Consider the following 26,842-nt stretch of genomic DNA (forward strand, 5'->3'; position numbering starts at 1 on the left):
GGGGGGCTTCCTGCTTTACCGGGGCGGGAGCTGGCGCGGGCTTGGGCGCGGGCTTGTCGCCCTTATGGGGGGCCGAGGTCGCGCCGTCATTCGTGAATTCCATCTCGATCGTGGGCGGCGGCGGCGGTTCCTGCGGAACTGGCACGGGCAGCTTGAGCAGCACGGCCAGCAGCAATGCGACATGCAGCCCGCCCGAAACCAGAACGGAGCGACGCATAAGAATGCGTTCGGAACGACGCGGTGGCACCACGATCAGACAGCTCCCCGATCCGGTTGGGTTCAGTTGCCGCCGCCAGGCGGCTGCTGTGCGAGAAGGGCGACATGCGTGAACCCGCCCGCCGTGATCTGGCCCATGACCTGCATCACCCGGCCATAATCAATATGTGAATCACCACGCACGAAAATACGGTGTTCACGGTCATTCTGCGCCACGGCCTTGAGCTGGTCGACCAGTTCATCCTGCGATACCGGCTCATCGCCCAGGTACAGATCCCCGTTGGAGCGGATCGAGACCGTAATGGGCTTGGTGTCGGTATTGACCGGGGCCGCGTCCGTCTTGGGCAGGTCAACATTCACGCCGCTTGTCATCATCGGTGCCGTGACCATGAAGATGATCAGCAGCACCAGCATCACGTCCACCAGCGGCGTGACGTTGATGTCCGCCATGGGCCGCCGCTTGCGCCGCCGCCCACGCAGGTCGCCTAGGCTCGCCCCCATGCTCACGCACCCCTTTCTTCGGACTGGCGCGACAGGATGGCGGCGAATTCCGTGCCGAACGCGTCCAGCCGGTCCTCGAACACGCTCATGCTGTTACTGATCACGTTATAGGCGATCACCGCCGGGATGGCCGTGACAAGGCCGATGGCGGTGGCGAACAGGGCCTCGGAAATGCCGGGCGCGACGACGGAAAGGTTGGTGTTATGCATCGCCGCGATGGAGCCGAATGCGTGCATGATACCCCACACCGTGCCGAACAGGCCGATAAACGGCGCAACCGGTCCGATGGTGGCAAGGAAAATGATCCACCGGTTCAGGCGGTCCATCTCACGCGTGATGGTAATGGCCATGGCGCGGTTGACGCGGTCCTGCACGCCACCATGCACAAGGTCGATCCCGGCGATACGCGACGAACGCCGCCATTCACCCATGGCCGCGCCAAAGACCGCCGCCATGGGGTGGACCGGCTTCGCGCCATCGGAATCGTACAGGTCGTCAAGGCTGCCGCCAGCCCAGAACCGTTCCTCAAAATCGTTGCCCAGCCGGTTGACCCGGCGGATGGTCGTGAATTTATCGAATATGATCGCCCAGACAATCACACTGCATGTCACCAGCCCAACCATGACCAGCTTGACGACAATCGACGCATGCATGAACAGCGCCCACATCGAAAGATCGCCCGCTGCGGCACCGAGATTCGCCGCGTTAACCGCTTGGTCCAAATACGCCTCCTGCACACCTTGGCCGTTCGCTCAAACACGAAGATTGCCCATTTGGCAAGCTGCGGCCAACCCGCTTTCCGCACAGCCCTGCATCATGGTCAACCCATGGCACGAAAAGAACATGGAGGCCGCATGCCTCCGCGCCGTTCAGGCGACCAGCACGCGCAACAGATCACGCCATAACGGCGGAAATCGGGCAGCACGCCCGTCATCGGCGCGTATGCAGGCCAGACGGACATCCAGCGTGCCACAATCGGCCCCCGCATCCGCGCCCACGCGCCGGAAATCCTGCACGAGCCGGCAGCTCGCCGCCCCCAGTTCCGTCAGGCGAGTCGTGATGCACACGATATCGTCAAGACGCAGCGGCGCACGGTAATCCATGGCGGCATGGCGCACCACGAAGGCCAGCCCGTAATCGGCCAGCAGTTCGGACACGGCATGCCCCTGCGCACGGATGGCCTCGGTGCGGGCACGCTCGGCCAGGGCGAGGTAGCGGGCATGATAGACCACACCGCCCGCATCCGTATCCTCGTAATAAATGCGGAAATCGATCTTATGTTCCATCCGGCCCGTCCCCCAGCAGGTCGCCCTGACCGGGCATGCGGGCGGGCGGCTGCAGGCCAAGGTGCCGCCAGCCCCGCTCACCCAGCATGCGGCCACGGCTGGTCCGCAGCACCAGCCCCTCCTGAATCAGGTAGGGTTCGATCACGTCTTCCAGCGTGTCACGCGCCTCGGCCAGGGCGGCGGCAAGGGTTTCCACCCCCACCGGGCCGCCGTGATGGTATTCGGCAATGCGGCGCAGGTAGCGGCGGTCCATGCCGTCCAGCCCCATCGAATCGACTTCCAGCCGTGACAGCGCGGCATCGGCCAGCGCCCGGTCAACCGGCCCGCGCCCCGCCCGCGCTACGGCAGCAAAGTCACGCACCCGGCGCAGCAGCCTGCCCGCGATGCGTGGCGTCCCGCGTGAACGGCGGGCGATTTCCTCCGCCCCTTCAGGCGTCAGGTCGAATTCCAGCCTGCGCGCGCCCCGGGTCACGATCTGGCACAGCTCCTCGGGCGTGTAGAACACCAGACGCAGCGGGATGCCGAAACGGTCCCGCAACGGGGTGGCCAGCAGCCCCGCACGCGTGGTGGCGGCAACGAGGGTGAAGGGGGAAAGGTCGATGCGCACCGAGCGCGCCGCCGGGCCTTCCCCAATGATGAGGTCGAGCTGGAAATCCTCCATCGCCGGATACAGCACCTCCTCGATGGCGGGGTGCAGGCGGTGGATTTCATCAATGAACAGGACATCGCGCGGCTGGAGATTGGTCAGGATGGCCGCCAGATCCCCCGCGCGCTGGATGACCGGGCCGGAAGTGGCGCGAAATCCCACCCCAAGTTCACGGGCCACGATCTGCGCCAGCGTGGTCTTGCCCAGGCCCGGCGGCCCGTGCAGCAGCACATGGTCCAGCGCATCGCCACGCTGACGGGCGGCGGCGATGAAGATGGCCAGATTCTCGCGGCTGGCCTTCTGGCCGGTAAAGTCCTCCAGCGTCTGCGGGCGCAGCGTGTTTTCGCCGCCGTCTTCCTCGCCCCGCCGGGGGTCGATCTCACGCTCGGGCGGCAGTGTCATCGGGCCAGTTCCTTCAGCGCGTCACGGATCACGACATCCAGATCCACCTTGCCCTCATGCCGGTCAAGGACACGCTCCACCACGGGCTGCGCCTCGGCCCGCCGGAAGCCAAGGCCGGACAGCGCCAGCAACGCATCCGCCGCGATCCCGCGCGTGGCAGCCGGCCCTGACGCCGCTGCCGCAACCGTCGCCCCCGCGGGCAGGCCGGTGGGCATGCCCTCGCACTTGTCACGCAGTTCGGTCACGATACGCTGGGCCAGCCGCGCGCCCACGCCGCCTGCGCGGGTCAGCATGGCCTTGTCACCTGCCGCGATCGCATTGATCAGGTCGGATGGCTGCAGGGCGGACAGGATGGCCAGCGCCACCTTGGCGCCCACCCCCTGCACCGTGGTCAGCAGGCGGAACCATGCCCGCTCCGATGCCTCGGCAAAGCCGTACAGCAGGATTGCATCTTCACGCACCACGGTTTCCACCAGCACGCAGGCCAGTTCCGGCGGCTGGGGCAGGGCCGCCAGCGTGCGGCTGGAGGCCTGCACAAGGTAGCCGACCCCACTTACGTCAATCACGCAGCGATCGGCCTCCACCTGCGCCAGCAGGCCGCGAAGCTGCGCGATCATGCCATCCTCGTCGCGCGCGCAAGGTGGATGGCACTGGCGCGGTGATGTGCATGGCAGATGGCCACGGCCAGCGCATCCGCCGCGTCCGCGCGCTTGAGCAGTGCGGTGGGCAGGATACGGCGGACCATCATGCTGACCTGTTCCTTCGTTGCCGCACCGGTTCCGACCACCGCGCGCTTGACCGTCTTCGCCCCGTATTCCGATACCGGAATATCCAGCAGCATCGGCACCAGCAGCCCCACACCGCGCGCGTAGCCCAGCTTGAGCGTCGCGGCCCCGTTGCGGTTGACATAGGTTTCCTCGACCGCGGCCTCATCAGGAGCGAAGCTGCGGGTCAGTTCCAGCAGCGCATCATGCAGGTGCCGCAGCCGCTCCGGCACGGACAGGGCCGAGTCGGTGGCGATCACGCCGTCCGCCACATGCGTCAGCCGGTTGCCCTGCGCGGTCACTACCCCCCAGCCGGTAAAACGCAGGCCGGGGTCGATGCCAAGGATGCGGACCACGCGCGCGATCAGGCCGAAAGCTTCTCGGCCACGTCGTCCGGCAGGTCAAAGTTGGCGTACACGGCCTGCACGTCGTCATGGTCTTCCAGCGTGTCGATCAGCTTGAACACGCTGCGGGCCTTTTCCTCGTCCAGTTCAACCGTGTTCGACGGCCGCCAGTCCAGCTTGGCGGAAGCCGGTTCGCCAAAGCGGCTTTCCAGCGCATCACGCACGGCGAAGAAGGATTCGACCTGACAGGTCACTTCATGCATGCCGTCCACGGTCTCGACATTCTCGGCCCCGGCCTCGAGCCCGGCCTCGATCAGGTCGTCCTCGCTGGCGGCATCGAGCGGATAGGTGATCACGCCCAGACGGGAGAACATGAAGGAGACCGAATTCGTCTCCCCCAGCGAACCGCCATGCTTGGAAAACGCGGCGCGCACGTCGGATGCGGTGCGGTTGCGGTTGTCCGTCAGCCCTTCCACGATCACGGCGACACCGGCGGGGCCGTAACCCTCGTAGCGCACTTCGGTGTAATCATCCCCGCCCCCGGCGCCGCTGGCCTTCTTGATGGCACGCTCGACCGTATCCTTGGGCATGTTCACTTCACGCGCGGCCGAAATGGCGGCGCGCAGGCGCGGGTTCATGGCCGGGTCGGGCATGCCCTCACGCGTTGCCACGGTGATTTCACGAATGACCTTGGCAAACTGCTTGGCCCGCTTGGCGTCCTGCGCGCCCTTGCGGTGCATGATGTTCTTGAATTGGGAATGACCCGCCATCGTTCGTCCCTGATCCTGTTCTTTCGTCTATCGTTTCTGGCTCGCCCGGAGGCGGCTGGTCAGACCAGCCGCCCGTGGCAGTGCTTGTATTTCCGGCCCGAGCCGCAGGGGCATGCCGCGTTGCGCGAGACCTCGCCCCAGCTTGACGGGTCATCGGGCATGATCGCCGCGCCACCAATCGGCACCGCCATGGCGGGTGCTGCCTGCCGCCCCGTTGCATCGGGTATGAGACCCGGCCCCGGCTCGTTCTCAAGCCCCGGCACTTCCGGGTCGGAATGTACTTCCGCCACCCCGGCGAAGGGGTTGTCGAGCGGCGGGGGCGCCATTTCCACCCGTGCCATGGTGGACGTGACCCGCACGCGCAGGTGGTCGAGCATGGCATGGAACAGCTCGAACGCCTCGTGCTTGAACTCGTTGAGCGGGTCCTTCTGCCCATAGGCGCGCAGGCCGATGCCCTGGCGCAGCTGGTCAAGGGCGAGCAGATGCTCCTTCCACACCGCATCGAACGTGGTCAGCAGCACCTGCTTTTCCACATAGCGCATGATGGAGGGGCCGAAATTGGCGGCCCGGCTGGCCTGCGCCTGGGCTGCCGCCTGCTCGATCCGCTCGGTCACGACCGCCGCGTCCACGCCGTCTTCCTCCGCCCACTCCGCAATCGGCAGGGTCAGGTTCAGCGTGGTCTGCACGTCCTGCGCCAGTTCATCCTTCAGCCACTGTTCGGGGAAGGATTTTTCGGGGATGCGGCGGGCCACCATGTCGTGCACCACATCCTCGCGCATTTCGGTTACGATGGCGGACACGTCCTCGGCCGCCATATATTCCCGGCGCTGGGCATAGACTTCCTTGCGCTGGTCATTCATCACGTCATCGTATTTGAGTGTGTTCTTGCGCATGTCGAAGTTGCGGGCCTCGACCTTTTTCTGCGCGCGCTCAAGGGCCTTGTTGATCCAGGGGTGGACGATGGCCTCCCCTTCCTTCAGGCCCAGCTTCTGGAGCATGTTGCCCATGCGGTCCGTACCGAAGATGCGCATGAGGTCATCTTCGAGCGAGATGAAGAACCGCGAATTGCCCGGGTCGCCCTGACGGCCCGCGCGGCCACGGAGCTGGTTGTCGATGCGGCGGCTCTCATGGCGTTCGGTGCCGATCACGTACAGGCCGCCCGCCGCGCGCACGGTCTCGTGGTCACGGGCCACCTTCTCGCGCAGTTCGGTCTCGCGCCGGGCACGTTCCTCCGGGTCCTCGATGCCGCCAAGCTGCTGGCTGATCAGCATGTCCACATTGCCGCCCAGCTTGATGTCGGTCCCGCGCCCGGCCATGTTGGTGGCGATGGTGATGGCGCCGGGCGCCCCCGCCTGCGCCACGATCTCGGCTTCCAGTTCATGGAAGCGGGCGTTGAGCACGTTATGCTTGATGCCGTTCTGGCGCAGGAGCGAGGAGAGGTATTCGCTCTTCTCGATCGAGGTCGTGCCCACCAGCACCGGCTGGCCTGAGGTGGAACTGATTTCCTTGATGAGGTTGCTGACCGCCTCGTATTTCTCACGCGCGGTCAGATAGACCTCGTCATCATCGTCCTTGCGGGCGACGGGCAGGTTGGTCGGGATCTCAATCACTTCGAGCTTGTAGATGTCCGCAAACTCGTCCGCCTCGGTCATGGCGGTGCCGGTCATGCCGGACAGGCGCGGATACATGCGGAAGTAGTTCTGGAACGTGATCGAGGCCAGCGTCTGGTTTTCCTGCTGGACTTCCACATGCTCCTTGGCCTCGAGCGCCTGGTGCAGCCCGTCCGAATAGCGGCGGCCTTCCATCATGCGGCCGGTGAACTCGTCAATGATCACGACCTTGCCGCCGCGCACGATGTAGTCGACATCACGCGTGAACAGCGTGTGTGCGCGCAGCGACTGCTGGACATGGTGGATCACCGCCACGTTGTTGCTGTCGTACAGCCCGCCCTCATGCAGCACGCCCGCGCCGCGCAGCAGTTCCTCGGCCTGTTCCGCGCCCTTTTCCGTCAGTATGACGGAGCGGAACTTCTCGTCCTTTTCATAGGTCTCGGGGTCCGCCACCAGCGCGACCATCACCTCGTCCACCGAGCGGTAGAGGTCGGAACTGTCCTCGGCGGGGCCGGAGATGATGAGCGGGGTGCGGGCCTCGTCGATCAGGATCGAGTCGACCTCATCCACGATGGCGTGATGGAAGGGGCGCTGGACCATGTCTTCCACGCGATATTTCATATTGTCGCGCAGGTAGTCGAAGCCGAATTCGTTATTGGTGCCGTAGGTGATGTCGGCACGGTAGGCGGCGCGGCGCTCGTCCTCGGGCATGTTGGGCACGACCACGCCGGTGCTCAGCCCGAGGAAGGCGTAAAGCTGGCCCATCTGCTCGGCATCACGGCTGGCGAGGTAGTCGTTGACCGTCACGACATGCACGCCCTCGCCCGCCAGCGCGCTGAGATAGACCGCCAGCGTCGCCACCAGGGTCTTGCCCTCGCCGGTGCGCATTTCCGCGATCTTGCCGTCATGCAGCACCATGCCGCCGATAAGCTGCACATCGAAATGACGCATGCCCAGCACGCGGCGCGAGGCCTCGCGGCACACGGCGAACGCCTCGGGCAGAAGGGCATCAAGCGTTTCGCCCTTTGCGATGCGCTCACGGAATTCCACCGTTTTCGCGGCCAGCCCCGCATCATCCAGCGCCTGGACCTGCGGTTCCAGCGCATTGATCGCGGGTACACGCCGCTGATACGATTTCAGCGCCCGGTCATTGGCGGTTCCGAACAAAGCGCGGGCAATACTGGCGAACATGAAGACCTTCCAGGAATGACAGTCCCGTATGGCCCGCCACAGACCGGCGGGACCGAAGACAGGCTTGGCGGATAAAATTCTCGCGCGGAGACATGAGATAGGACCCACGCCGCCACGGGTCAACCGACGGACCGCAACGCCACGGGCGGAACGGGGAAAAACAGCCATCGGGCATCCGACCCTTGCAGGCTGGGCCACCCTTCGCCATGATGCCCGCCGAACGCGTTCATAACTAGGGTTTTTTGCACATGCGGACGACCGGTCCGGCAAAGGCTGTCGCAACGATGGCCCTGCTTGCTTCCTCCTTCATCATTCCTCCTGCACTCGCGGCGTCCCCCGCCCCGGCTCCGGCCGCGCCCGCGCCCGCCGCCACGGCGGACCAGAATCCGGTCCTCGCCAGCGTGAACGGGCAGCCCATCCGCCTGACGGACGTGCGCCAGGCCATGGCCTCGATGCCCGAGCAGCTGCGCAAGCTGCCCGACAACATCATCGTGCCGATCCTGCTCAACCAGCTTGTGGACCAGCGCGCCATCCAGGTCGCCGCGACCAAGTCCGGCCTGGACAAGCAGCCCGACGTACAGCAGCAGATGCAGACGGCGGCGCAGAACGCGCTGCAGAATGCCTATCTGTCCGCACAGGTCACGCCGTCGCTGACCGATGATGCCATCAAGGCGTATTACGACAAGAATTACGCCAACAAGCCCGGCGCGGAAGAAATCCACGCCCGCCACATCCTCGTCCAGACCGAGGAACAGGCCAACGACATCATCAAGCAGCTCAAGGCTGGCGCCGATTTCGGCCAGCTTGCCGCCAAGCTGTCCAAGGACCCCGGTTCGGCCAAGCAGAACGGCGGCGATCTGGGCTGGTTCAAGAAGGGCGACATGCTGCCCACCTTCTGGGATGCGGCATCGGCCATGCAGCCCAACAGCTTCAGCCAGACGCCGGTGCATACCCAGTACGGCTGGCACGTGATCCAGGTGCTGGGCAAGCGCACCGCGCCGACTCCGACGCTTGACGCCATGCGCGACCAGATCCGCCAGAAGCTGATCCAGGAAGGCGTGCAGAAAGCCGTCAGCAACGCGCTGGCGCAGGTCAAGGTCGTCCGCTTCGGCCCCGACGGCAAGCCCCTGCCCGAGACCCAGCCGGAACACTGACCGGCACCTGCCCCGGGGCGGGCGCGGCTTCACGCCTGTGCGCCCCCGGGGTCTTTATCCCATCTGATGTATCACGCTGTCATTTCAGGATACTGACCGACCATGGCCAAAGCCCTGCCCGTGTCCCCCCTCGCCCGGCCCCTGCCGGAACTGCCGCCGCTGGCGGGCGTGCGCTTTGGCGCGACCGAGGCGGGCATCCGCTACAAGGGTCGGACCGACCTGGTCATGGCGGAATTCGCGCCGGGCACGACCGTGGCCGGTGTCTATACCCGCAGCAAGTGCCCCGGCGCACCGGTTGACTGGTGCCGCGCCGCCATGGCCGATGGCCGCGCCCGCGCGCTGGTGGTCAATGCGGGCAACGCCAATGTCTTTACCGGGCGCGCCGGGTTCGAGGCGACGCAGGCCAACGCGGCCGATGCCGCACGGCTGGTCAACTGCGCGGCGACCGAGGTGTTCCTCGCCTCCACCGGGGTCATTGGCGAGGTCCTGCCCTACCAGAAGATTTCCACGGCCTTGCCCGGCCTTTACGCCACCCTGTCGGAAAACGGATGGGCGGACGCCGCGCGCGGCATCATGACCACCGACACCTTCCCCAAGGCCGCGACACGTACGGCGCGGATCGGTGGCACCACCGTCCGTATCCAGGGCATCGCCAAGGGCAGCGGCATGGTCGCGCCCGACATGGCGACGATGCTCTCCTTCATCGCGACCGATGCGGCCCTGCCCGCCAATGTGATCCAGCCGCTGCTGAGCGCTGGCGTAAACCGCAGCTTCAACTGCATCACGGTGGATTCGGATACCTCCACCTCCGACATGGTGCTGCTGTTCGCCACGGGGCAGGCGGGCAACGACCCCATCACCAGCGCGGATGACCCGGCCTTGGCCGATTTCCGCGCCGCACTCGATTCCCTGCTGCTGGACCTCGCCCTGCTGGTGATCCGTGACGGGGAAGGCGTGACGAAGGTAATGCACATTACCGTCACCGGCGCGACATCTGATGAATCCGCCCACCGGGTCGCGATGGCCGTGGCCAATTCCCCGCTGGTCAAGACCGCCGTGGCGGGCGAGGACGCCAACTGGGGCCGCGTGGTGATGGCCGTGGGCAAGTGCGGCGAGCCCGCCAACCGCGATACGCTGTCCGTTGGCATTGGCGGCACATGGATCGCGCGCAATGGCACGGTCGTGCCGGGCTATGACGAGACCCCTGTCGTCGCCCACATGAAGGGGCAGGAAATCGAGATCGCGATCGACCTCGGCCTGGCCAATGGCACGGCGCAGGCATGGAGCTGCGACCTGACCCACGGCTACATTGACATCAATGGGTCCTACCGCAGCTAGCCCCCATGGGCGCCCGAACCGGGGCGCTCGCTTTTTTCCTGTTCCGTTCCGCACGCAGCAGTGGCAAAGCTGTTCGGGTCACCACCCGGCAGCCAGACAGGAATTCCCTGCATGACCAACCCGTTCTACCGCCCCGATTCAAACCCGCAGGATGTCTGGACCTATGGCGGATTCTGGATCCGGGTTGTCGCCTACCTGATCGATTCCATCGTGATCTGGGCGCTGCTCGCCCTGCTGGGGCTGCTGCTCGTGCCGCCCAGCCTGTCAGTCTCCATATTCGACCAGCAGCCGATCAGCGGCAGCGGAGGGGATTACCGCATCTCCTATATCCAGCCGGCGGACTACACCATCCTGTCCACCACACCGCATGTGCACTGGAACGGCAACGGCCTGTTCGAGCTTGTGTCCCTGCTGCTGCCCGCGGCCTATTTCATCGTGTGCGAGGCCTCGACCCTGCAGGCCACGCCGGGCAAGATCGCCTGCCGCATGCGGGTGACGGACCTGTATGGCAACCGCATCACGCTGATGCGGGCGGCAGGGCGCTATTTTGGCAAATACCTGTCCGCGCTGATCCTCGGGTTCGGCTTCCTCATGGTCATGTGGACGCAGCGCAAGCAGGGCCTGCATGACATTCTGGCAGGCACCTGTGTCATCCGCCGCGAGGCCCGCGCCGTAGCCCCGCCGCCACCCCAGTGGGGCTGAAATAACGGAAAAGACACGCTTAAATGCAACCTTGGCCATACTGGCAATCTTTTATTACTCTGCTGCCGGATTTTTTCGCGGCAGTGTAACAGCCGGTCCAAAGCCTGCGGAACACGCGGGCAGGATGCTGTTACGGCGGGAGAACGCATGGCTTTCCCGCCGGGTTTCGTGTTTCCAAGGAGGTGAACAATCGGCATGCCGGCCCATTTCGTGACGACAGCCCATTCCGCGCCGGCCCGTTTTCCACGGCGCGGTATCCTGGCCATTGTGGCAGCTTTCATGCTGGTGTTCCTGCCCTGGGCCTTTCCCGCCCGGGCGGCTGATGCGGGGGCGGGATCGCCCGGCATAAACGCCCAGCAGGCCCAGCAGGTGCTGTCGGTCATGAACGATCCGCAGAAGCGCGAGGCGTTTACCCGCACCCTGCAGGCCATTGCCAACGGCCTGCCCGCGCCTGCCCCGGCACCCGCGCCAGCAGCCCCCGCGCCCGCCAAAAAGGCCGCGCCCGCCAGCGATGTGTCGCTTGAGCCGGACAGCATCAGCAGCGAAACCATGAACGAGCTGACCCACATACGCGACATCGCGTTGCAGCAGGGGCAGAACTTCATCGCGCTGTTCAAGGATCTGGCCTTTGTGGGGCGCTGGGTCCACTCCATCCTGTCCAACACGGATTCACGCCAGATCCTGTTTGATGCGCTCAGCCGCGCCGGGCTGATCTTCATACTGGCGCTGATTGCCGAACGCGCGCTGTCCATCGCCACGCGCAAGCCGCTGGCTGCCGTGACCGCGCGCGCCGTCGCGACCGAAGCCCACCTGAACCAGCGCCTGAACACGGAAGACCGTGAAGACGACCAGCCGCCGCCGCCCGCCGATTCCTCCGCCGTGGACGCAAAGGCCGAACAGCAGACCGAACAGACCCGCCAGCAGGATGACCGCAAGCAGCACGAGACGCTGCGCATCATCACGCGCGTTCCGTATTCGCTGCTGCATTTCCTGATCAAGCTGCTGCCGGTGGGCCTGTTCCTTGGCCTCGGGTATGGCGGCTCCGCCGTACTGACCTCCACCGATCAGGCCGCACTGGTCACGATCACGCTGACCAATGCCTATGTCATCGCACGTGTGATCTACCTGCTGCTCGAGACGGTATTCGTCCCCCACTCCCCCACCATCCGCCTGTGCAACGCGTCCGACGCGACGGCGCTCATGGTCACGCGGTGGTGGAACTTCCTTGTCGCAGCCCCTTCCATCGTGGTCTGCCTGTCCACGCTGGGCAGCGTGTTCGCCATGCCCGCGCGCGGCACGGAAGCGATCATCCGCGCGGTCGTGCTGATCGAGCATATCCTTGTCGCCATCTTCATCTGGCGCATCCGCCACCATGTGGGGGCCGCACTCCAGCCCCCCGCCCGGCTGCAGAAGAAGCCTTTCTGGCTGTTCGTGGGCAGGATGGTCCGCTTCTGGTGGATTCCGGCCATGTTCTTTGACCTGGCGCTGTGGCTGGTCTGGGCGACGCAGATCCGTGGCGGGTATGCGTGGATCCTGCGCACGCTGTCCCTGACCATCGTGGTCACGCTGGTGTCGCGGCTGGTCTCGGTCCTGGCGTTCAGCCTGCAGAACAAGATATTCCACGTCCCCGAGGAAACGGAAAAGCGCTATCCCGGCCTTCAGGCCCGCGTGGACTACTATTACCCGATCGCCCGCCGCGCGCTGTCCGTGCTGCTGACGTTCCTGACCGTGGTGCTGCTGCTCCAGTCATGGGGTCTGCCCGCGATCCGCTTCTTCGTGCATGGCTCGCTTGGCCCGCGCATCGTCGGCGCGATGCTGACGATCATGGTCGCCTACACCATCGCCATCATGGTGTGGGAAATCGTCAACGCCACGCTGCAGAACCAGATCACCCGCTTCGAGAGTTCGGACCAGGCATCCCGCGCGACGCGACTGCGCACGGTGCTGCCGATCATCCGCACGGTGCTGCTGACCTTCATCATCATCATCGTGACGGTGACCACCCTGTCGCAGATCGGCATCAACGTGACCCCGCTGCTGACTGGTGCGGGCATCATGGGTGCGGCCATCGCATTCGGTTCGCAGAGCCTGGTCAAGGACTTCATCACCGGCTTCTTCATGCTGGTGGAAAACGCCATGCAGGTGGGCGACTGGGTTACGGCCGGAAGTGTTTCCGGCACGGTGGAGCACCTGTCCATCCGCACCCTGCGGCTGCGCGCGGTGAACGGGGACCTGCACATCATCCCGTTCTCCTCGGTCACGTCCATCGCCAATACGTCGCGTGACTACAACCTTGTGGTGGTCAGCTTCATGCTCGACCTGTCGGAAAACCCGCACCGGGTCGCCGCCATCTTGCAGGATGAACTGGCGCTCATGCGCAAGGACCATGTCTATGGCCCGCTGATCAAGTCGGACTTCTCGTTCCTTGGCGTGGAGCAGGCGGATGGCAACGGGTCGAAATTCCTTGGCTCCATCCGCACCGCACCGGGTGCGAAATGGAAGGTTTACCGTGAATATTACAGCCGCCTTGCCGCGCGCATGGTCAAGGAACACGTGGCCTTCCCCATCCCCACATCCGTCAACCTGCTGGGGAACAACGCCACCGGCACCCTGCGCATGAAGATGGAGGAAACCCCCACCATGCCCATGCCCGCGCAGCCCACCAGCGCCCCGCAGGAGACCGACGGCAAGCCGGCCCCCACGCCAGAAGGAAAAGACCCCGCCCATGACTGATGGCCTGCCGCCGCTCCTTGCGCGTCTTGAATCCCCGCTGGGCTCGGATGGCTTTGCCTTCGTGCCCGCGGGCGAGATGCTGCCGCTGCTGGAGCGGTATGGCCTGCGTGACTGGGACAGCTTTGCCGAAAGCTGGAACCGCCTGGGTCTGGACCGTTACATGGCCGATGGCGGTCGCTACCGCCGCCGTCGGCACGCCACCTTCGCCATCACGGCCGATGGCATCCGGCGCAAGAAACACCAGCCGCATTACCAGAGCCGCGACTACAACGAGCTCAATGGCGGCGTCGAACGCTGGTTCCGCGCCGTGGAGCCGGAAACGGGCGGGCATCCGGCGCTGCTGGCCATCATGCGGCTCATGCACCGGATCGTAAGCGACCTGAGTGATCCGGGCAGCCTGCCCGAGGCATGGCATGCGGAAATCCACCAGTTCCGTATCGAGGCGCTGGAGGGTAATCCAGGCCTGCCCACGCCCGAGGGATTGCACCGTGATGGCGTGGACTGGGTGATGGTGGTCATGGTCCGGCGTGAAAACGTGATGTGTGGCGAGACGACCATCCATGACCTGCAGCGCAACATGGTTGGCGGGTTCATGCTGGACCAGCCACTCGACACCGCCATCGTCAATGACAACCGCGTCTATCACGGCGTAACGCCGGTACGCCCGCTTGACCCATCCCGCCCGGCCTATCGTGATGTGCTGGTGGTGACCCTCCGCCATCAATGACACCCGATCCGTGGCGGCGGTTCTGTCTTGCCGCCCTCCTTGCCATCATCGTGGCGGGGGGAAGCCTCTACCTGTTCATCGTAACGGTCGATCCATGGGACATGCTGCCCCTGTCCCCCCGGCTGGCGCGCATCCCCATTACATCGAACGCCCGCTACACCATGCCGGCGCTGGCCCGCGACCCACGGTTTGATTCCGTCATCCTGGGCACATCGACCAGCCGGCTCATGCAGCCTGCTATACTGGACCCGGCGCTGGGCGCGCATTTCCTGAACATGGCCATGAACAGCGCCAGCCCGTGGGAGCAGGCGCGCGAACTCGATGTGTTCCTGCGCCATCACCCCAACCCACGCATTGTCATGATCGGGATTGACGCAGCATGGTGCCACCTGCACCCCGGCAGCCTGACCACGCCCAACCGGCCATGGCCGGAATGGATGTACGGCCACCCGGCGTGGCAGGGCTACCTGCACATGGCCAGCCTGTTCGCCCTGCAGGAAGCCGCGAACCAGTTCCTGTGGCTGGCGGGACTGAAGGCGCAGCGCTTTGGCTCGGATGGCTATACCAGCTTCGTCCCGCCCGACAGCCAGTATGATCCCGCCCGCGTGCAGGTCATCTTCTCGCACTGGGGGCCGCCGGACAATTCCCCTGCCCCGCCCGGCATGGCCGATACCCCCCCTGCCAGCATGGAACTGCTGGTGGCCATGGTCGGGCGCATGCCTGCTTCCACCATCAAGATCCTGTGGTTCCCCCCCGGCTCATCCAGCCTGCATGGCGTGGCGGGCAGTGTCGCCGCCGCCCGGCTGCAGGCCTGCCGTGCGGGAATCCGCCAGCTTGCGGAACGGACACCGCAGACACTGGCGCTCGACTTCAACCGTGACACCAGCGTGACGGAAAACCGCGACAATTTCTGGGACCCGCTGCATTACCGCCAGCCCGTAGCCCACCGGGTCATGGCGGATATCGCCGCCGCCATGCATGGCGGCCCGGTGGATGACCCGGCACTTGATATCCTGCATGCCAGATAGCCCCTGGCCCGCCCCGCCACGGACGCGCGCGGCCAAAGCCATGCGCTGCCATCGCGGAGCCTCCCCGGTGGCGGGGCTTGTGCGGGGCGGGTCATCTGGTATGGAAAATGGACTACCGTGCAATGCCTGCCCGTTCGCATGCCCGATGCGGGCGGATGGCGGGCACGGAGTGCATTATGTGCGGGATGCCTGCATGACCGGGCAGGCAGGGTCGCGGCACTGAGGTTGGAGAGGCTGGTGAATACGTCCGTCAATGGTGCGCCGCAATGGCAGCTACAGCCCGAGGCGAACCGGACCCTTGTTACGCTGTCGGGTAACTGGATCGCGCAGGAAGGACGTATCCCCGAGTTTCCGGACTCCGCCCTCAAGGAAATCCGGCAGGGCGAGCCTGTGGAATTCAGCACCGACCAGCTTGGCAGGTGGGATACGTCGCTGATCAGCTTCCTGTGGAAGCTCAAGCGCAGCGCGCTTGAGGCCCATGTGGACCTGCGCATGGACACCCTGCCCGAATCCGCGCACAAGCTGCTCGACCTCCTGCCCGAAAACCCGCCCCAGCCACAGCCGCCCGCCCCCCATCACTTCGCGCCCGTCGCGGCGGTGGGCCAGCTTACGCTCGATACCCTGAACGAGATCGGCTGCGTGAGCGAGATGGGCACCGCCGCCGCGCGCGGCGGGTTCGCGGCCCTGGTGGGGCGCGGAATGATGCGCACCGTTGACCTCATGACCGACCTCAGCGCCGCGGGGCCTGCGGCGCTGCTGATCGTGGGGGTGGTGAATTTCCTTGTCGGCGCGATCCTGGCCTTCGTTGGGTCGGTCGAACTGCATAAATTCGCGGCCGACATCTACGTGGCCAGCCTTGTCGCCATTGCGATGGTGCGCGAGATGTCGGCCGTCATGACCGCCATCATCATGGCCGGGCGCACCGGCGGCGCGTATGCCGCGCGTATTTCGACCATGCAGGGGAATGAGGAAATCGACGCCCTGCAGGTGTTCGGCATCCCGGTTTCCAGTTACCTGATCCTGCCTTCGGTCCTGGCGCTCGCCTTCACCATGCCGCTGCTCTACCTGTATGGGTGCCTGATCGGCATGTTTGGCGGGTTCTGCGTCTCGTACATCATGCTGCACGTCTCGCCGCTGGGCTATTTCCATGAAACGCTGCAGGCCCTGCCGCTGGACCAGTTCACCTTCGGGTTCATCAAGAGCTTCGTGTTCGGCACGTTCATCGGGCTGACAAGCTGCCGCATCGGGCTGAAGGCCGGGCGCAGCGCGGCGGATGTGGGTATTGCGGCGACCAAGGCCGTGGTTGTGGGCATTGTGGGCGTGATCGCGCTGGATGCGGTGTTCGCGGTTATTGCCAATGTTATCGGGATCTGATCGCCATGAATAACCAGATGCCCTCCACCAATGACCGCCCGACGCTGATTTCCGTCAGTGACCTGACGCTGGCCTTCGGTTCGCGCGTGATCCAGCATGATGTGTCGTTCGAGGTCAAACGCGGCAGCATCTTCGCCGTAATGGGCGGGTCGGGCTGCGGCAAGAGCACCCTGCTCAAGAGCATGATCGGCCTGCTGCGCCCCAGGCAGGGCACCTATATGGTGGGCAAGGACAATTACTGGTCCGGTGATGACCAGAGCCGCATCCAGATCGGGCGGCGGTTCGGCGTCCTGTTCCAGAGTGGCGCGCTGTGGAGTTCCATGACGGTGGGCGAAAACGTGGCCCTGCCCATGCAGATGTTCACCAGCCTCACGCCACCCGTCATCCGCCAGCTTGTGGAACTCAAGCTGGGGCTGGTCGGCATGCTGCACGCCATTGACCAGTATCCTTCCGAACTCAGCGGCGGCATGCGCAAGCGCGCGGGGCTGGCGCGCGCCATATCGCTGGACCCGGACATCCTGTTTTTCGATGAACCGTCCGCCGGGCTTGACCCGATCACCTCCGCCCGGCTGGATGACCTGATCCTGAACCTGCGCGATGGACTGGGGGCGACCATCATCATCGTCAGCCACGAACTGTCCAGCCTGTTCCATATTGCCGATGACGGCATCTTTCTGGATGCGGGGCAGAAAACCGCCGTCGCCCACGGCTCGCCCACATGGCTGCGTGACCACTGCACCGATCCGCTGGTCCATGCCTTCATGCATCGCGAACAGCTGGATACGTCCAGCCCGCACGAAAACGGTTAGCCCCCATGGCCGGCAGGCAGACACTGATCGGCTCGGTCGTACTGGGGTTGGCGGCCATCGCCCTTGGCGCGCTGGTGGTGTGGGGCGACGTGCCCCTGCCCGGCGCGGGGAGCGAGGCTGTCGTGGTGTTCGAAAGCCCGACCAACGGGCTGGACATCGGATCACCCGTCAATTTTCGCGGCCTGCCGGTGGGCGCGGTCAAGCGCCTGAGCGTGCAGGTCGATCCGGCCAGCCACCGGACCTACATGCCGGTCTATATCCTGTTCGATCCGGCCCATGCGCCGGGGCGGGGCGACCTGCCGCCGCTGCATGAGCTGATCAGCCACGGGCTGCGCGCGGAAATGGCGCTGCACAGCCTGGTGACGGGCCAGACCGAAATCGACCTTGACCTATCCCCCTCCACGCCCGCACTGCTGCACCCCGGCCTGACCAACGTGCCGGAAATCCCGATGGGGCAGACAGCGCTCCAGCAGCTCGAGACCATGCTGGTCGCCACCTCGATCAAGCAGCTTCACCATGACCTCCAGACGGCGCTGCTGAGTGTCCGCAAGCTGGCGGCTGACGTGAACCGTGACCTGCCGGGTGTACTGTCCAGCGTCCGCACCACATCCGCCCATGCGGAGACGGCGGCACGCACCCTGCGCGCCACGGTGGAGGACCTGAAGGACCGCTCCGCCCTGACCATCAACGCGCTGGACCGGCTGATCGTGACCAATAACAGCCAGTTTGTCGCCCGCCGCGCGGAGCTGCGCACCCTGATCACCAATACCCGCCAGACCATGGCGCAGGCCCATGAAACCATGGCGGGCCTGCGCGCCCTGATGGACCCGCAATCGCGTGACAGCCTCAACCTGGCTGATACGATGCGGGACGTTATGGAAGCAGGTTACGGGCTGCGCGGTTTCGCCAACGAAGTCACAAGTAATCCGCAACTTCTGCTGATGGGACGCAACCAATGAAAACGCGCCAGCCCGCTGTCTCCCCTTCCCGTTCGCATCCGGCCCTGCGGGCGGGGGGCGGATTGCTGCTCTCGGCCATGATGCTTTCGGCCTGTTCCTCGGCGCCGGTGCGCTTCTATACCCTTGGCGCGCCCGCCATCGCCACCGGGGAGCAGACGGTCGGCACGACCCAGATTACCGACAGCACGCCGGTCATCGAGGTCGAACGCGCCCGCATGCCGGATTATCTGGACAGTCAGGACATCATGGTGCGTGACGGGCATGAGATCGTGCGCAGCGGGCTGGGCCGCTGGGCCAGCCGCCTGTCTGTTGGCGCGACCGACCTGATCACCGCGCGGCTGGCGGAAAAATGGCCCACCATTTTCGTAACCGACCAGCCGCAGCCGGAACGGCCGACATGGCGGCTGCAGATCAACATCAGCCGCCTTGATGTGAGCCGTGACGGCAAGGCCGCGCTGAACGCGGACTGGGCCATCATTCCGCAGGACCCGCAGGCTTCCATCCTGCGCAGCCGCACCGTCATTGCGACGGAAAGCAGCGCTGCCAGCAACGCCAACGTCGCCAAGGTCAGCGAAAGCCTGCTCAATGAACTGAGCAACCGGATCGAGGCAAGCTGGCCCACCGCCACCCCGTCCACTGCCCCCCACCGGTCCGGCCGGAGCTGAGGCCTTCCCCCTTAAACGGGGGAACCTTTCCCCGTGCGGGGCATTTGGGGCGCCATATCGTACCAACCGTGGGAGCATCCTGCATGCCGCGTCTCTTCCGCCCCCATCACGCTGCAACCCGCCCGCTCCTGCCCGCGCTGCTGGCCATTGTCACGGGCATGGGCACGGCATGGGCGCAGGGTGGCCCGGTCATCCTGGCGCAGCATCCGGGCACCGAGCCTGACCGGCAGGCGCGGGTGCTGATGTCGCGCGCCCTGCATGACGCCGCCGCCCATGGCGAACACCCCGTACTGCTGACCGGATCAGCCCAGCTTTCAACAGACCCGCGCCGCACGGCGCTGTTTGCACAGGTGCAGTCCGAGAGCCTATGCGGCTCGGCGGGATGTACCACCTCGGTCTATCTGCCCGACGGGCATGGCTGGAAGCTGGTGCTGGATTCCGTCAGCGGGCCGGTCACCATTACCCCGCAGACCCATGGCGAGATGCATGACCTGCTGGTGGATGGCACGGACCGCTGGATATGGAATGGCGAGACCTATACCGACACACAGGCGGCAGCCAGCCCCCCAAGCGGGGATGCAGCGCCGTAAGTCATCGTATTTTCAGGGGAAAATGGAGCGGGTGAAGGGAATCGAACCCTCGTATGCAGCTTGGGAAGCTGCCGTTCTACCATTGAACTACACCCGCGGGCCGCGCCCTCTATACTGCACAAACATGGCTGATGCAATCACCCCCTTCAGCATACCGGCGGTAGTTGACGCACCCGGTCCTGATCCGCAATAAGCATGCATGTCCGGTGCAACAGGTGCCGGGCCCTCGTGATTTGATATGGCCGGCTTGCGGCGAGGTAAAACATACGCGCTAAAGAGGCCAGATCCCGTCGGCAGGACGCGGGTATCATGGTTTCCACGGTCGTGAACCGCCCTGGCGGGCTGGCTGCCGCCCATGAACCGGCGCTGGTCTCGACCCGCCTGTCCAGATCACCTGTTTGCAGGAATTTCCATTTCCCATGACTGACCAGCCTGACCCCAAATCGCTCCGTCCCGCCACCCGCCTGATCAATGCGGGCCTTGAACGCACCCCCTATGGGGAAACCAGCGAGGCGCTGTTCCTGACCTCCGGCTTTGTCTATGACAATGCCGAGCAGGCCGAAGGCACCTTTACGGGCGATGTCTCGCACTACCAGTATTCACGCTTTGGCAACCCGACCGTCTCCAACCTCGAACGCCGCCTGTGTGACCTTGAGGGGGCGGAAGCCTGCGCGCTGACCGCAACGGGCATGGGGGCGGTGTCCTCCGCGCTGCTGGCGCAGGTCCGTGCGGGTGACCGTGTTGTCGCCTCGCGCGCGCTGTTCGGTTCATGCCACTGGATCGTGGCCGAACTGCTGCCCCGCTACGGCGTCGAGACCGTGTTCGTGGATGGTGGCGACCTTGCCGCGTGGAAGGAAGCGCTGTCCAGGCCCACCCGCGCCGTACTGCTGGAAAGCCCGTCCAACCCTATGCTGGATGTGCTCGACATCCGCATGATCTGTGACCTCGCGCATAAAGCGGGCGCGACCGTGGTGGTGGACAATGTCTTCGCCACGCCGCTGTACCAGAAGCCGCTGGAACTGGGTGCGGATGTGGTGGTGTATTCATGCACCAAGCATATCGACGGTCAGGGCCGGGTTCTGGGTGGTGCCGTGCTGTCTTCGTCCAAGTGGGTTGATGAGGTGCTGCGCCCGTTCATCCGCAACACCGGCAACAGCATTTCCCCCTTCAACGCGTGGGTGATGCTCAAGAGCATCGAGACACTGGCGCTGCGCGTGGATGCCATGACCCGCAACGCGGCGAAGGTGGCGGACTTCCTGGCCGAGGCACCGGGCATCCGCCGCGTGTTCTATCCGGGCCGCAAGGACCACCCGCAGTACGAACTGGCCAGGAAGCAGATGTCGGCTGGCTCCACGCTGGTGGCCTTTGAGGTCGAGGGCGGCAAGGATGCGGCTTTCGCGTTCATGAACGCGCTGCGCGTCATCTCGATCTCGAACAACCTGGGCGATGCGCGCTCCCTCGTCACGCATCCGGCCACCACCACGCACATGAAGCTGGCCCCCGAGGAACGGGCGCGCCTTGGCATTACCGACGGTGCGATCCGCTTCTCCGTCGGGCTGGAAGATGCCGATGACCTGATTGATGACCTCAAGCGCGGCGTTGCGGCGCTGGCCAACCGGTAACCTGAGGAGCCTCCCCTTCCATGAGCAAGAACAGGCCTTTCCCTCCCCCCGGTGGGGAAGGAGCGGAGTCCCCGCTGGGTGAGACAATGGACAATGCCCCCTGTTTCGAGGCAACGACCGATGACGTGCGCGTGGTTGTCCAGACCTTCTGGCTCGATGACCAGTCGGAACCCGATGAGCACCGCTATGTGTGGGCTTACCGTATCCGCATCGAGAACCACGGCGCCGAACAGATCCAGCTCCTGCGCCGGAGCTGGCGCATCGTGGACGGGCAGGGCCGGATCGACCGGGTGGAAGGCGATGGCGTGGTGGGCGAACAGCCGGTTATCGACGCCAGCGCCAGTTTCGAATACATGTCGGGCGCGGCACTTGAAACGCCAACCGGCTTCATGGGCGGCACGTACCACATGATCCGCCCGGCCAGCCGGGAACAGTTCGATGTCAACATTCCCGTCTTCAGCCTGGACAGTCCGCACCAGCGCGCGGTCCTTCATTAAATCTTCCCCCCTGTGGCGTGGCCTGCCGGGCCAGCCCATGCGACAAGAAAACCGACAAGCATGACCTCCATCGATTCCCGCCCTTCCCGCACGGAAGCACAAGAAGCCGTACGCACCCTGCTGCGCTGGGCTGGTGAAGACCCGGACCGCGAGGGCCTGCGCGACACGCCGGAGCGCGTCATCCGGTCATATGACGAATTCTTCAGCGGCTATGCCGAAGACCCCGTTGACCTGCTGCGCCGTACCTTCTCCGAAGTTGATGATTATGACGAGATGGTGCTGCTGCGTGACATCCGCGTGGAGAGCCATTGCGAACACCACATGGTGCCCATCATCGGCGTGGCCCATGTCGCCTACCTGCCGCGCAAGCGCGTGGTGGGCATATCCAAGCTGGCCCGCGTGGTCGATGCCTATGCCCGGCGTTTCCAGATACAGGAACGCCTGACGGCCCAGATCGCCAATACCATTAACGAGGAACTCCAGCCCTATGGCGTGGGCGTGGTGATCGAGGCATCCCACCAGTGTATGACCACCCGGGGCGTGCACCGCCCCGGCGTGTCCATGGTGACCAGCCGGATGCTGGGCACGTTCCGCTCCAATTCCGACACGCGGCGGGAATTCCTGTCCATCCTGAACCGCCCGGCCCTGAACAGCAGCGGGATCTGAAACCGGGCGCGGGTCAAGGCCGGGGGAATGAAGTTCAGAGCGTGACCTTCGCCCCCAGCACGGCAATGAACTGCGCCAGCCATGCCGGGTGGGCGGGCCATGCCGGGGCGGTGACGAGCCTGCCATCGGTTATCGCGGCATCAATGGCAATATCGGCGTAAATACCGTCCGCCAGTTCCACCTCCGGGCGGCAGGCGGGATAGGCCGATACCTTGCGGCCCGAAATGATCCGGGCGGCCGCCAGCAACTGCCCGGCGTGGCAGATCGCGGCAATGGGCCGGTCGGCAAAGGCGCGCACCAGTTCGATCACCCGCGCATCCAGCCGCAGGTATTCCGGCGCCCGCCCGCCGGGCAGCACCAGACCGGCGTAATCCTCGTGCCGGACGGCATCAAAATCAGCGGTCAGCGTGAAACGATGGCCCGGCTTTTCGCTATAGGTCTGGGCACCCTCGAAATCATGGATGGCGGTCAGGACATGTTCGCCCTTCCTGCGGCCGGGGCAGACCGCATCGACCTGGTAGCCCAGCATGGTCAGGGCCTGATAGGGCACCATGACCTCGTAATCCTCGACGTAATCACCTGCCAGCAGCAGGAGCCTTGGTGTGCTCATATCCGTTTCCTTCCGTTGGGGCGGCCGGGATTCCCGGCCCGGCGGTCCTGTGCCCGCCGGGTGTCATAACGTCCGGAACAGGCTTTTAATGCCCGTGTCCTTCATGCCCGCCGGGGGCAAGGTGTTCGCGCAGGCGGGGCATGAGTTCGACAAAATTGCAGGGCACATGGCGGCTGTCGAGCTGCCAGACCAGAATGTCGTCCCACCCGTCCTTCACCGCGCCGGACGAGCCGGGCAGCGCGAACAGGTAGGTTCCGTTCGCAACGCCCGCCATGGCGCGGGACTGGATCGTCGAGGTCCCGATTTTCTGGTAGGACAGCATGCGGAACAGTTCGCCAAACCCTTCGATGCGCTTTTCGATCACCTGATCGAACGCCTCGGGCGTGACATCGCGGCCGGTCACGCCGGTGCCGCCGCTTGAGATGATGACATCCACCTGTTCATCCGCGATCCATGCGGACAGGGCGGCCGCGATGCGCGGAGCGTCATCGGCCACGATGGCGCGCGCGGCCACGACATGGCCGGCGCTGGCGATCCGTTCGGCCAGAATATCACCCGACCTGTCCGTTTGCGGGGTGCGGGTATCGGAAACTGTCAGTACCGCGATGCGGACGGGCAGGAAGGGTTTGTTCATATCTAGTCGCGACATTTGGCAATGTTCACCATTCCGCGGGGCTGGCGTCAACGATCATTGAATTGTGACAGGACTGACACAAAACGAAGGGAGGAAATGAGTATTATGTGAGAAGAAACACAAACTTCTGATGTATTTGTGCGTTGCACAAAAAAATATGACAAGGAATAGTGACGTACTATATCAATATATTGATATGACAAAAAAAATATCTTTATGATTATTTTCCGCCCCTCTGGTTTTTTTCATAATTCCCCCGCCAAGGTTTATATTCGGCATGAAATATGCTATCGATGTGCGAATGATCAGAACATCTGCCCGCTTTTTTATACTCCTGCCCCTGTTTCTTCTTGCCTTTTTCACCCCGCGCGCGGCCGCGCTGGCACAAGCCATACCGGGGGAAGGACAGGGCGTGATCGGCGCGCAGCCCAGCCTTAATGTTAACGCCCGGCGCAACACATCGGTGCAGGACCCGGGTCAGTTCTTCAGCGCGCCCTACGGCAACCAGCATTTTTTTGGTGACTGGGCCGGGCTGCAGCCCTTCCTGCTGCGCCATGGCGTGCATATCGAGGCCGATGTGCATGAGGAACTGGCCGGCAACTTCCGTGGCGGCGCCAAGCAGGGCGTGACGGATGCCGGGCAGGTGGGCGTGGAAGTCGATATCGACTGGCACAAGCTGGCCGGTGCCCCCAAGAATTTCTGGACCCATACCATGATCGTGAACGGTCACGGGCGGAACCTCAGCACCGATTACATTCACGATTCCCTTGGCGGCGTGCAGCAGATCTACGGTGCGCGTGGTAACGTGGTCGCCCACCTTGTCTATATGTATGCGGAACAGTCCCTGTTCCATAACCGACTCGATATCAGCGCAGGCTGGATTCCGGTGGGCAGCTTCTTTGCCGCATCCCCCCTGTTCTGTGACTTCATGAACGTATCCATCTGCGGTAACCCGGCACCGGGCAAATACGTGCCGGGCGGGCGTGACTGGCCTTCGGGCAACCTTGGTGTGGTGATGCGCGTCATGCCCACGGTCGATACCTACATCATGGCCAGTATGTTTGCCGTCTCCCCCCATTCCTTCAACGGCGGCATTTCAGGCTGGGCATGGGCGCAGAGCGGCCTTGGCAAGTTCTCCACCCCTGTTGAATTCGGCTGGCTGCCGGAATTCGGCCGCCACCACCTGGCCGGGCATTACAAGGCCGGGTACGGTTATGACAATTCGCAGTACAATGACCTGTATTCCGATATAAACGGCAACTCCGCCGTTCTGACCCACCTGCCCTTCCGCAAGCAGTCCGGTGTCAGCACCGCGTGGTTCCAGGCGGACCAGATGCTCGTGCGCAATGGCGAAGGCCCGACCAACGGCCTGATCGTGCTGGCAGGGTACATGTACACATCGGGCAAGATCTCGGCCATGAAGCAGCATGCATGGGCCGGTATGGTCGAAACGGGCGCCAAATGGGGCCGCCCGCTCGATACGATGGGCGCCATGTTCCATTATTTCGAGATGAGCCGCGCATCAGTCCTGCAGCAGGAATCGTCAGCGCTGGCGGGTACCCCCTTCCTCAACAACCAGTGGGGCCCGGCATGGGGCATCCAGACGCATGAGGATGTGTACGAAGTCTTCTACAACATCCACACCGCGCGCGGCATGAGCTTCCAGCCGGATTTCCAGTACATCAACCGCCCCGGTGCGACCACCACCTATCATGATGCGGCGGTGATGGGCCTGCAGTTCAACTGCATCCTGTAACGCACCCTTCATCCGCGCGGCGGCACGGGGTATGGCTGGCGGATCATGACCGATTCCGCCTTCCTCCACACCCTGGCCCATGCCGCGCTGGCTGATTACGCCCTGCGTGATGCACGGGCCAGTCTGGTTTCCATTTCAGAAAACGTCATTTTCCGGGTCGATGCCGCGGGCGGGCAGCGTTACGCGCTGCGCCTGCACCGGCCCGGCTATCATGACGCCGCCGAGATCGGCAGCGAACTGGCCTGGCTTGGCGCGCTGCATGAGGCCGGGCTGGAAGTGCCCCTGCCCATCCCCGCCCCCGACGGCACCCTTCTGCGTACCCTGTCCGGACCTGATGGCATCACCCGGCATGCCGTGCTGTTTGCGTGGATGGAGGGCACCGAGCCGACTCCGGACATAGACCCCGCCGCCTTCACCCGTCTGGGTCGCATTACCGCCCGGCTGCATGACCACAGCCGCCACTGGGTGCGGCCCGATGGTTTCATCCGCAAGGCATGGACACCCGAAACCATGACCGGACCCCATGCCCTGTGGGGCCGGTGGGAAGATGTGCCGGGCATGACGGATGCGGCCCATGAGCTGATCACGCACAGCCTGCGCCAGGTCCATACGGAACTGGAGGCGTATGGCCAGCAGCCGGGGCGTTTCGGCCTGATCCATGCCGACCTGCGGCTGGCGAACCTGCTGGTCAGTGGCGCGCATACCCGCCTGATTGATTTTGATGACTGCGGCATAAGCTGGTTCATGCAGGATCTGGCGGCGGCCATCAGCTTTCATGAAGACCACCCGCAGGTTCCCCGCTGGGTCGATCACTGGCTGCGCGGCTACACGATGGCGGGCGTGATAACGCAGGCCGACCTGAATGTCCTGCCTGCGCTGATCATCCAGCGGCGTATCCAGCTTCTGGCATGGACCGGCACCCATCGGCACACCCGGCAGGTGGAAAGCCTCGGGCCGGACTGGTTCGGGCGCACGCTTGCGCTGTGCCGGGCATGGCTGGACGGACGGCTGCTGCGCGATATTGGCTGAATCGGGCGTCTCGCCACCGCCGGATTTCCGGGCGGACGCACTCATTAGATATTTTTTTAATATGTGTACCGCGCGGATTTGATCACATTAACTTCTGGCAATTCCGGGCGGACAAAACGTGTTTTCGAAAAAGTTTCATGGAACAAATAAACGTGATGAACCGGCGCGTTTTTTAAAAGTTACCATGACTTTAATGCCTCATTCCTGACATGTATGAGA

General features: G+C 64.4%; 26 protein-coding genes, 1 tRNA gene, 1 pseudogene and 1 riboswitch. Of the genes and pseudogenes, 16 read left to right on the forward strand and 12 right to left on the reverse strand.

Features of this window, described 5'->3' with window-relative positions; translation table 11 throughout:
- From DY926_RS08005 to secA, 9 genes and pseudogenes are all read right to left on the reverse strand, one after another.
- A pseudogene (locus tag DY926_RS08005) lies at positions 1–250 on the reverse strand (energy transducer TonB); the annotation flags it as partial.
- A gap of 29 nt (positions 251–279) precedes the next feature.
- Positions 280–717: a protein TolR gene (tolR, locus tag DY926_RS08010; protein ID WP_116702883.1), complete on the reverse strand. Its 438-nt coding sequence runs from the start codon at positions 715–717 to the stop codon at positions 280–282.
- Between the two features lie 2 nt (positions 718–719).
- Entirely contained in the window at positions 720–1,385 is a 666-nt protein-coding gene (tolQ, locus tag DY926_RS08015; protein ID WP_116702930.1) for a protein TolQ, read from the reverse strand.
- 201 nt (positions 1,386–1,586) lie between these two features.
- Entirely contained in the window at positions 1,587–2,003 is a 417-nt protein-coding gene (locus DY926_RS08020) for a YbgC/FadM family acyl-CoA thioesterase (protein WP_116702884.1), read from the reverse strand.
- Positions 1,993–3,051, reverse strand: coding sequence for a Holliday junction branch migration DNA helicase RuvB (ruvB, locus tag DY926_RS08025; protein WP_116702885.1), 1,059 nt, complete (start codon positions 3,049–3,051; stop codon positions 1,993–1,995). The genes DY926_RS08020 and ruvB overlap by 11 nt, the downstream gene beginning before the upstream one ends.
- Positions 3,048–3,668, reverse strand: a complete 621-nt coding sequence (gene ruvA, locus DY926_RS08030) for a Holliday junction branch migration protein RuvA (RefSeq protein ID WP_116702886.1) — start codon at positions 3,666–3,668, stop codon at positions 3,048–3,050. The genes ruvB and ruvA overlap by 4 nt, the downstream gene beginning before the upstream one ends.
- A complete protein-coding gene (gene ruvC, locus DY926_RS08035) occupies positions 3,665–4,171 on the reverse strand; it encodes a crossover junction endodeoxyribonuclease RuvC (protein ID WP_116702887.1) in 507 nt (168 codons plus the stop codon). Before ruvC ends, ruvA begins: the two co-directional genes overlap by 4 nt.
- 8 nt (positions 4,172–4,179) lie before the next feature.
- Complete coding sequence (locus DY926_RS08040) at positions 4,180–4,929, reverse strand: YebC/PmpR family DNA-binding transcriptional regulator (protein ID WP_116702888.1); 750 nt, start codon at positions 4,927–4,929, stop codon at positions 4,180–4,182.
- Positions 4,930–4,988: 59 nt separating this feature from the next.
- On the reverse strand, positions 4,989–7,730 hold the full coding sequence (gene secA / locus DY926_RS08045) for a preprotein translocase subunit SecA (protein WP_116702889.1): 2,742 nt from the start codon (positions 7,728–7,730) through the stop codon (positions 4,989–4,991).
- A gap of 284 nt (positions 7,731–8,014) precedes the next feature.
- On the opposite strand from secA, the gene DY926_RS08050 reads away from it, so the two are divergent.
- The 11 genes from DY926_RS08050 (at position 8,015) to DY926_RS08100 (ending at position 19,809) form a co-directional block, all read left to right on the forward strand.
- Positions 8,015–8,884: a peptidylprolyl isomerase gene (locus DY926_RS08050; protein WP_116702890.1), complete on the forward strand. Its 870-nt coding sequence runs from the start codon at positions 8,015–8,017 to the stop codon at positions 8,882–8,884.
- A 102-nt stretch (positions 8,885–8,986) separates the two neighbouring features.
- Positions 8,987–10,222, forward strand: coding sequence for a bifunctional glutamate N-acetyltransferase/amino-acid acetyltransferase ArgJ (gene argJ, locus DY926_RS08055; RefSeq protein WP_116702891.1), 1,236 nt, complete (start codon positions 8,987–8,989; stop codon positions 10,220–10,222).
- Between the two features lie 111 nt (positions 10,223–10,333).
- A complete protein-coding gene (locus tag DY926_RS08060) occupies positions 10,334–10,924 on the forward strand; it encodes an RDD family protein (RefSeq protein WP_116702892.1) in 591 nt (196 codons plus the stop codon).
- Between the two features lie 195 nt (positions 10,925–11,119).
- The gene (locus DY926_RS08065) at positions 11,120–13,657 is read left to right on the forward strand and encodes a mechanosensitive ion channel family protein (RefSeq protein ID WP_186336112.1); all 2,538 of its coding nucleotides are present in this window, start codon (positions 11,120–11,122) and stop codon (positions 13,655–13,657) included.
- Positions 13,650–14,384, forward strand: a complete 735-nt coding sequence (locus tag DY926_RS08070) for a 2OG-Fe dioxygenase family protein (protein WP_116702893.1) — start codon at positions 13,650–13,652, stop codon at positions 14,382–14,384. Before DY926_RS08065 ends, DY926_RS08070 begins: the two co-directional genes overlap by 8 nt.
- Positions 14,381–15,412, forward strand: coding sequence for a hypothetical protein (locus DY926_RS08075; RefSeq protein ID WP_116702894.1), 1,032 nt, complete (start codon positions 14,381–14,383; stop codon positions 15,410–15,412). The genes DY926_RS08070 and DY926_RS08075 overlap by 4 nt, the downstream gene beginning before the upstream one ends.
- 237 nt (positions 15,413–15,649) lie before the next feature.
- Positions 15,650–16,786 carry an MlaE family ABC transporter permease gene (locus tag DY926_RS08080; protein ID WP_186336113.1) on the forward strand — a complete coding sequence of 379 codons (1,137 nt, stop codon included), beginning with the start codon at positions 15,650–15,652 and terminating at the stop codon, positions 16,784–16,786.
- Positions 16,787–16,791: 5 nt separating this feature from the next.
- Positions 16,792–17,595 (forward strand): ABC transporter ATP-binding protein, encoded by an 804-nt coding sequence (locus DY926_RS08085; RefSeq protein ID WP_116702896.1) that lies wholly within the window; start codon positions 16,792–16,794, stop codon positions 17,593–17,595.
- A 5-nt stretch (positions 17,596–17,600) separates the two neighbouring features.
- A complete protein-coding gene (locus tag DY926_RS08090; protein WP_116702897.1) occupies positions 17,601–18,554 on the forward strand; it encodes an MlaD family protein in 954 nt (317 codons plus the stop codon).
- Complete coding sequence (locus DY926_RS08095) at positions 18,551–19,219, forward strand: PqiC family protein (protein ID WP_116702898.1); 669 nt, start codon at positions 18,551–18,553, stop codon at positions 19,217–19,219. Before DY926_RS08090 ends, DY926_RS08095 begins: the two co-directional genes overlap by 4 nt.
- 83 nt (positions 19,220–19,302) lie before the next feature.
- Positions 19,303–19,809 carry a hypothetical protein gene (locus DY926_RS08100; protein WP_241503128.1) on the forward strand — a complete coding sequence of 169 codons (507 nt, stop codon included), beginning with the start codon at positions 19,303–19,305 and terminating at the stop codon, positions 19,807–19,809.
- Positions 19,810–19,832: 23 nt separating this feature from the next.
- Here the strand turns inward: DY926_RS08100 and DY926_RS08105 are convergent.
- Positions 19,833–19,906, reverse strand: a tRNA-Gly gene (locus DY926_RS08105).
- A gap of 118 nt (positions 19,907–20,024) precedes the next feature.
- A riboswitch (SAM riboswitch) is annotated at positions 20,025–20,105 on the forward strand.
- Between the two features lie 123 nt (positions 20,106–20,228).
- On the opposite strand from DY926_RS08105, the gene metZ reads away from it, so the two are divergent.
- From metZ to folE, 3 genes are all read left to right on the forward strand, one after another.
- Positions 20,229–21,431: an O-succinylhomoserine sulfhydrylase gene (metZ, locus tag DY926_RS08110; protein ID WP_116702899.1), complete on the forward strand. Its 1,203-nt coding sequence runs from the start codon at positions 20,229–20,231 to the stop codon at positions 21,429–21,431.
- 86 nt (positions 21,432–21,517) lie between these two features.
- Entirely contained in the window at positions 21,518–21,928 is a 411-nt protein-coding gene (gene apaG / locus DY926_RS08115) for a Co2+/Mg2+ efflux protein ApaG (RefSeq protein ID WP_116702900.1), read from the forward strand.
- Positions 21,929–21,988: 60 nt separating this feature from the next.
- Entirely contained in the window at positions 21,989–22,594 is a 606-nt protein-coding gene (gene folE, locus DY926_RS08120; protein WP_116702901.1) for a GTP cyclohydrolase I FolE, read from the forward strand.
- A 34-nt stretch (positions 22,595–22,628) separates the two neighbouring features.
- Here the strand turns inward: folE and DY926_RS08125 are convergent, their stop codons facing one another.
- Together DY926_RS08125 and moaB are read right to left on the reverse strand one after the other, a co-directional pair.
- On the reverse strand, positions 22,629–23,204 hold the full coding sequence (locus DY926_RS08125) for a DJ-1/PfpI family protein (protein ID WP_116702902.1): 576 nt from the start codon (positions 23,202–23,204) through the stop codon (positions 22,629–22,631).
- Between the two features lie 85 nt (positions 23,205–23,289).
- Positions 23,290–23,853, reverse strand: coding sequence for a molybdenum cofactor biosynthesis protein B (moaB, locus tag DY926_RS08130; protein ID WP_116702903.1), 564 nt, complete (start codon positions 23,851–23,853; stop codon positions 23,290–23,292).
- 262 nt (positions 23,854–24,115) lie between these two features.
- Here moaB and DY926_RS08135 point away from each other — a divergent pair, with 262 nt between their 5' ends.
- On the forward strand, positions 24,116–25,594 hold the full coding sequence (locus DY926_RS08135) for a carbohydrate porin (protein ID WP_116702904.1): 1,479 nt from the start codon (positions 24,116–24,118) through the stop codon (positions 25,592–25,594).
- A 45-nt stretch (positions 25,595–25,639) separates the two neighbouring features.
- Positions 25,640–26,623 (forward strand): phosphotransferase enzyme family protein, encoded by a 984-nt coding sequence (locus tag DY926_RS08140; protein ID WP_116702905.1) that lies wholly within the window; start codon positions 25,640–25,642, stop codon positions 26,621–26,623.
- The last annotated feature ends 219 nt before the right edge of the window (positions 26,624–26,842 follow it).

The sequence above is a fragment of the Komagataeibacter melaceti genome (assembly GCF_003403295.1).
GTDB lineage: Bacteria > Pseudomonadota > Alphaproteobacteria > Acetobacterales > Acetobacteraceae > Komagataeibacter > Komagataeibacter melaceti.

Excerpts from the sequence above, each read along its gene's own strand:
- DY926_RS08100 (WP_241503128.1), top strand. The coding sequence starts at position 19,303 with ATGCCGCGTCTCTTCCGCCCCCATCACGCTGCAACCCGCCCGCTCCTG.
- ruvA (WP_116702886.1), bottom strand. The coding sequence starts at position 3,668 with ATGATCGCGCAGCTTCGCGGCCTGCTGGCGCAGGTGGAGGCCGATCGC.
- DY926_RS08075 (WP_116702894.1), top strand. The coding sequence starts at position 14,381 with ATGACACCCGATCCGTGGCGGCGGTTCTGTCTTGCCGCCCTCCTTGCC.
- argJ (WP_116702891.1), top strand. The coding sequence starts at position 8,987 with ATGGCCAAAGCCCTGCCCGTGTCCCCCCTCGCCCGGCCCCTGCCGGAA.
- DY926_RS08070 (WP_116702893.1), top strand. The coding sequence starts at position 13,650 with ATGACTGATGGCCTGCCGCCGCTCCTTGCGCGTCTTGAATCCCCGCTG.
- DY926_RS08125 (WP_116702902.1), bottom strand. The coding sequence starts at position 23,204 with ATGAGCACACCAAGGCTCCTGCTGCTGGCAGGTGATTACGTCGAGGAT.
- tolQ (WP_116702930.1), bottom strand. The coding sequence starts at position 1,385 with ATGTGGGCGCTGTTCATGCATGCGTCGATTGTCGTCAAGCTGGTCATG.
- metZ (WP_116702899.1), top strand. The coding sequence starts at position 20,229 with ATGACTGACCAGCCTGACCCCAAATCGCTCCGTCCCGCCACCCGCCTG.
- DY926_RS08085 (WP_116702896.1), top strand. The coding sequence starts at position 16,792 with ATGAATAACCAGATGCCCTCCACCAATGACCGCCCGACGCTGATTTCC.
- apaG (WP_116702900.1), top strand. The coding sequence starts at position 21,518 with ATGGACAATGCCCCCTGTTTCGAGGCAACGACCGATGACGTGCGCGTG.
- DY926_RS08140 (WP_116702905.1), top strand. The coding sequence starts at position 25,640 with ATGACCGATTCCGCCTTCCTCCACACCCTGGCCCATGCCGCGCTGGCT.
- moaB (WP_116702903.1), bottom strand. The coding sequence starts at position 23,853 with ATGTCGCGACTAGATATGAACAAACCCTTCCTGCCCGTCCGCATCGCG.
- DY926_RS08095 (WP_116702898.1), top strand. The coding sequence starts at position 18,551 with ATGAAAACGCGCCAGCCCGCTGTCTCCCCTTCCCGTTCGCATCCGGCC.
- DY926_RS08060 (WP_116702892.1), top strand. The coding sequence starts at position 10,334 with ATGACCAACCCGTTCTACCGCCCCGATTCAAACCCGCAGGATGTCTGG.
- ruvB (WP_116702885.1), bottom strand. The coding sequence starts at position 3,051 with ATGACACTGCCGCCCGAGCGTGAGATCGACCCCCGGCGGGGCGAGGAA.
- DY926_RS08050 (WP_116702890.1), top strand. The coding sequence starts at position 8,015 with ATGGCCCTGCTTGCTTCCTCCTTCATCATTCCTCCTGCACTCGCGGCG.
- DY926_RS08020 (WP_116702884.1), bottom strand. The coding sequence starts at position 2,003 with ATGGAACATAAGATCGATTTCCGCATTTATTACGAGGATACGGATGCG.
- folE (WP_116702901.1), top strand. The coding sequence starts at position 21,989 with ATGACCTCCATCGATTCCCGCCCTTCCCGCACGGAAGCACAAGAAGCC.
- DY926_RS08040 (WP_116702888.1), bottom strand. The coding sequence starts at position 4,929 with ATGGCGGGTCATTCCCAATTCAAGAACATCATGCACCGCAAGGGCGCG.
- secA (WP_116702889.1), bottom strand. The coding sequence starts at position 7,730 with ATGTTCGCCAGTATTGCCCGCGCTTTGTTCGGAACCGCCAATGACCGG.
- DY926_RS08135 (WP_116702904.1), top strand. The coding sequence starts at position 24,116 with ATGAAATATGCTATCGATGTGCGAATGATCAGAACATCTGCCCGCTTT.
- tolR (WP_116702883.1), bottom strand. The coding sequence starts at position 717 with ATGGGGGCGAGCCTAGGCGACCTGCGTGGGCGGCGGCGCAAGCGGCGG.
- DY926_RS08065 (WP_186336112.1), top strand. The coding sequence starts at position 11,120 with ATGCCGGCCCATTTCGTGACGACAGCCCATTCCGCGCCGGCCCGTTTT.
- DY926_RS08090 (WP_116702897.1), top strand. The coding sequence starts at position 17,601 with ATGGCCGGCAGGCAGACACTGATCGGCTCGGTCGTACTGGGGTTGGCG.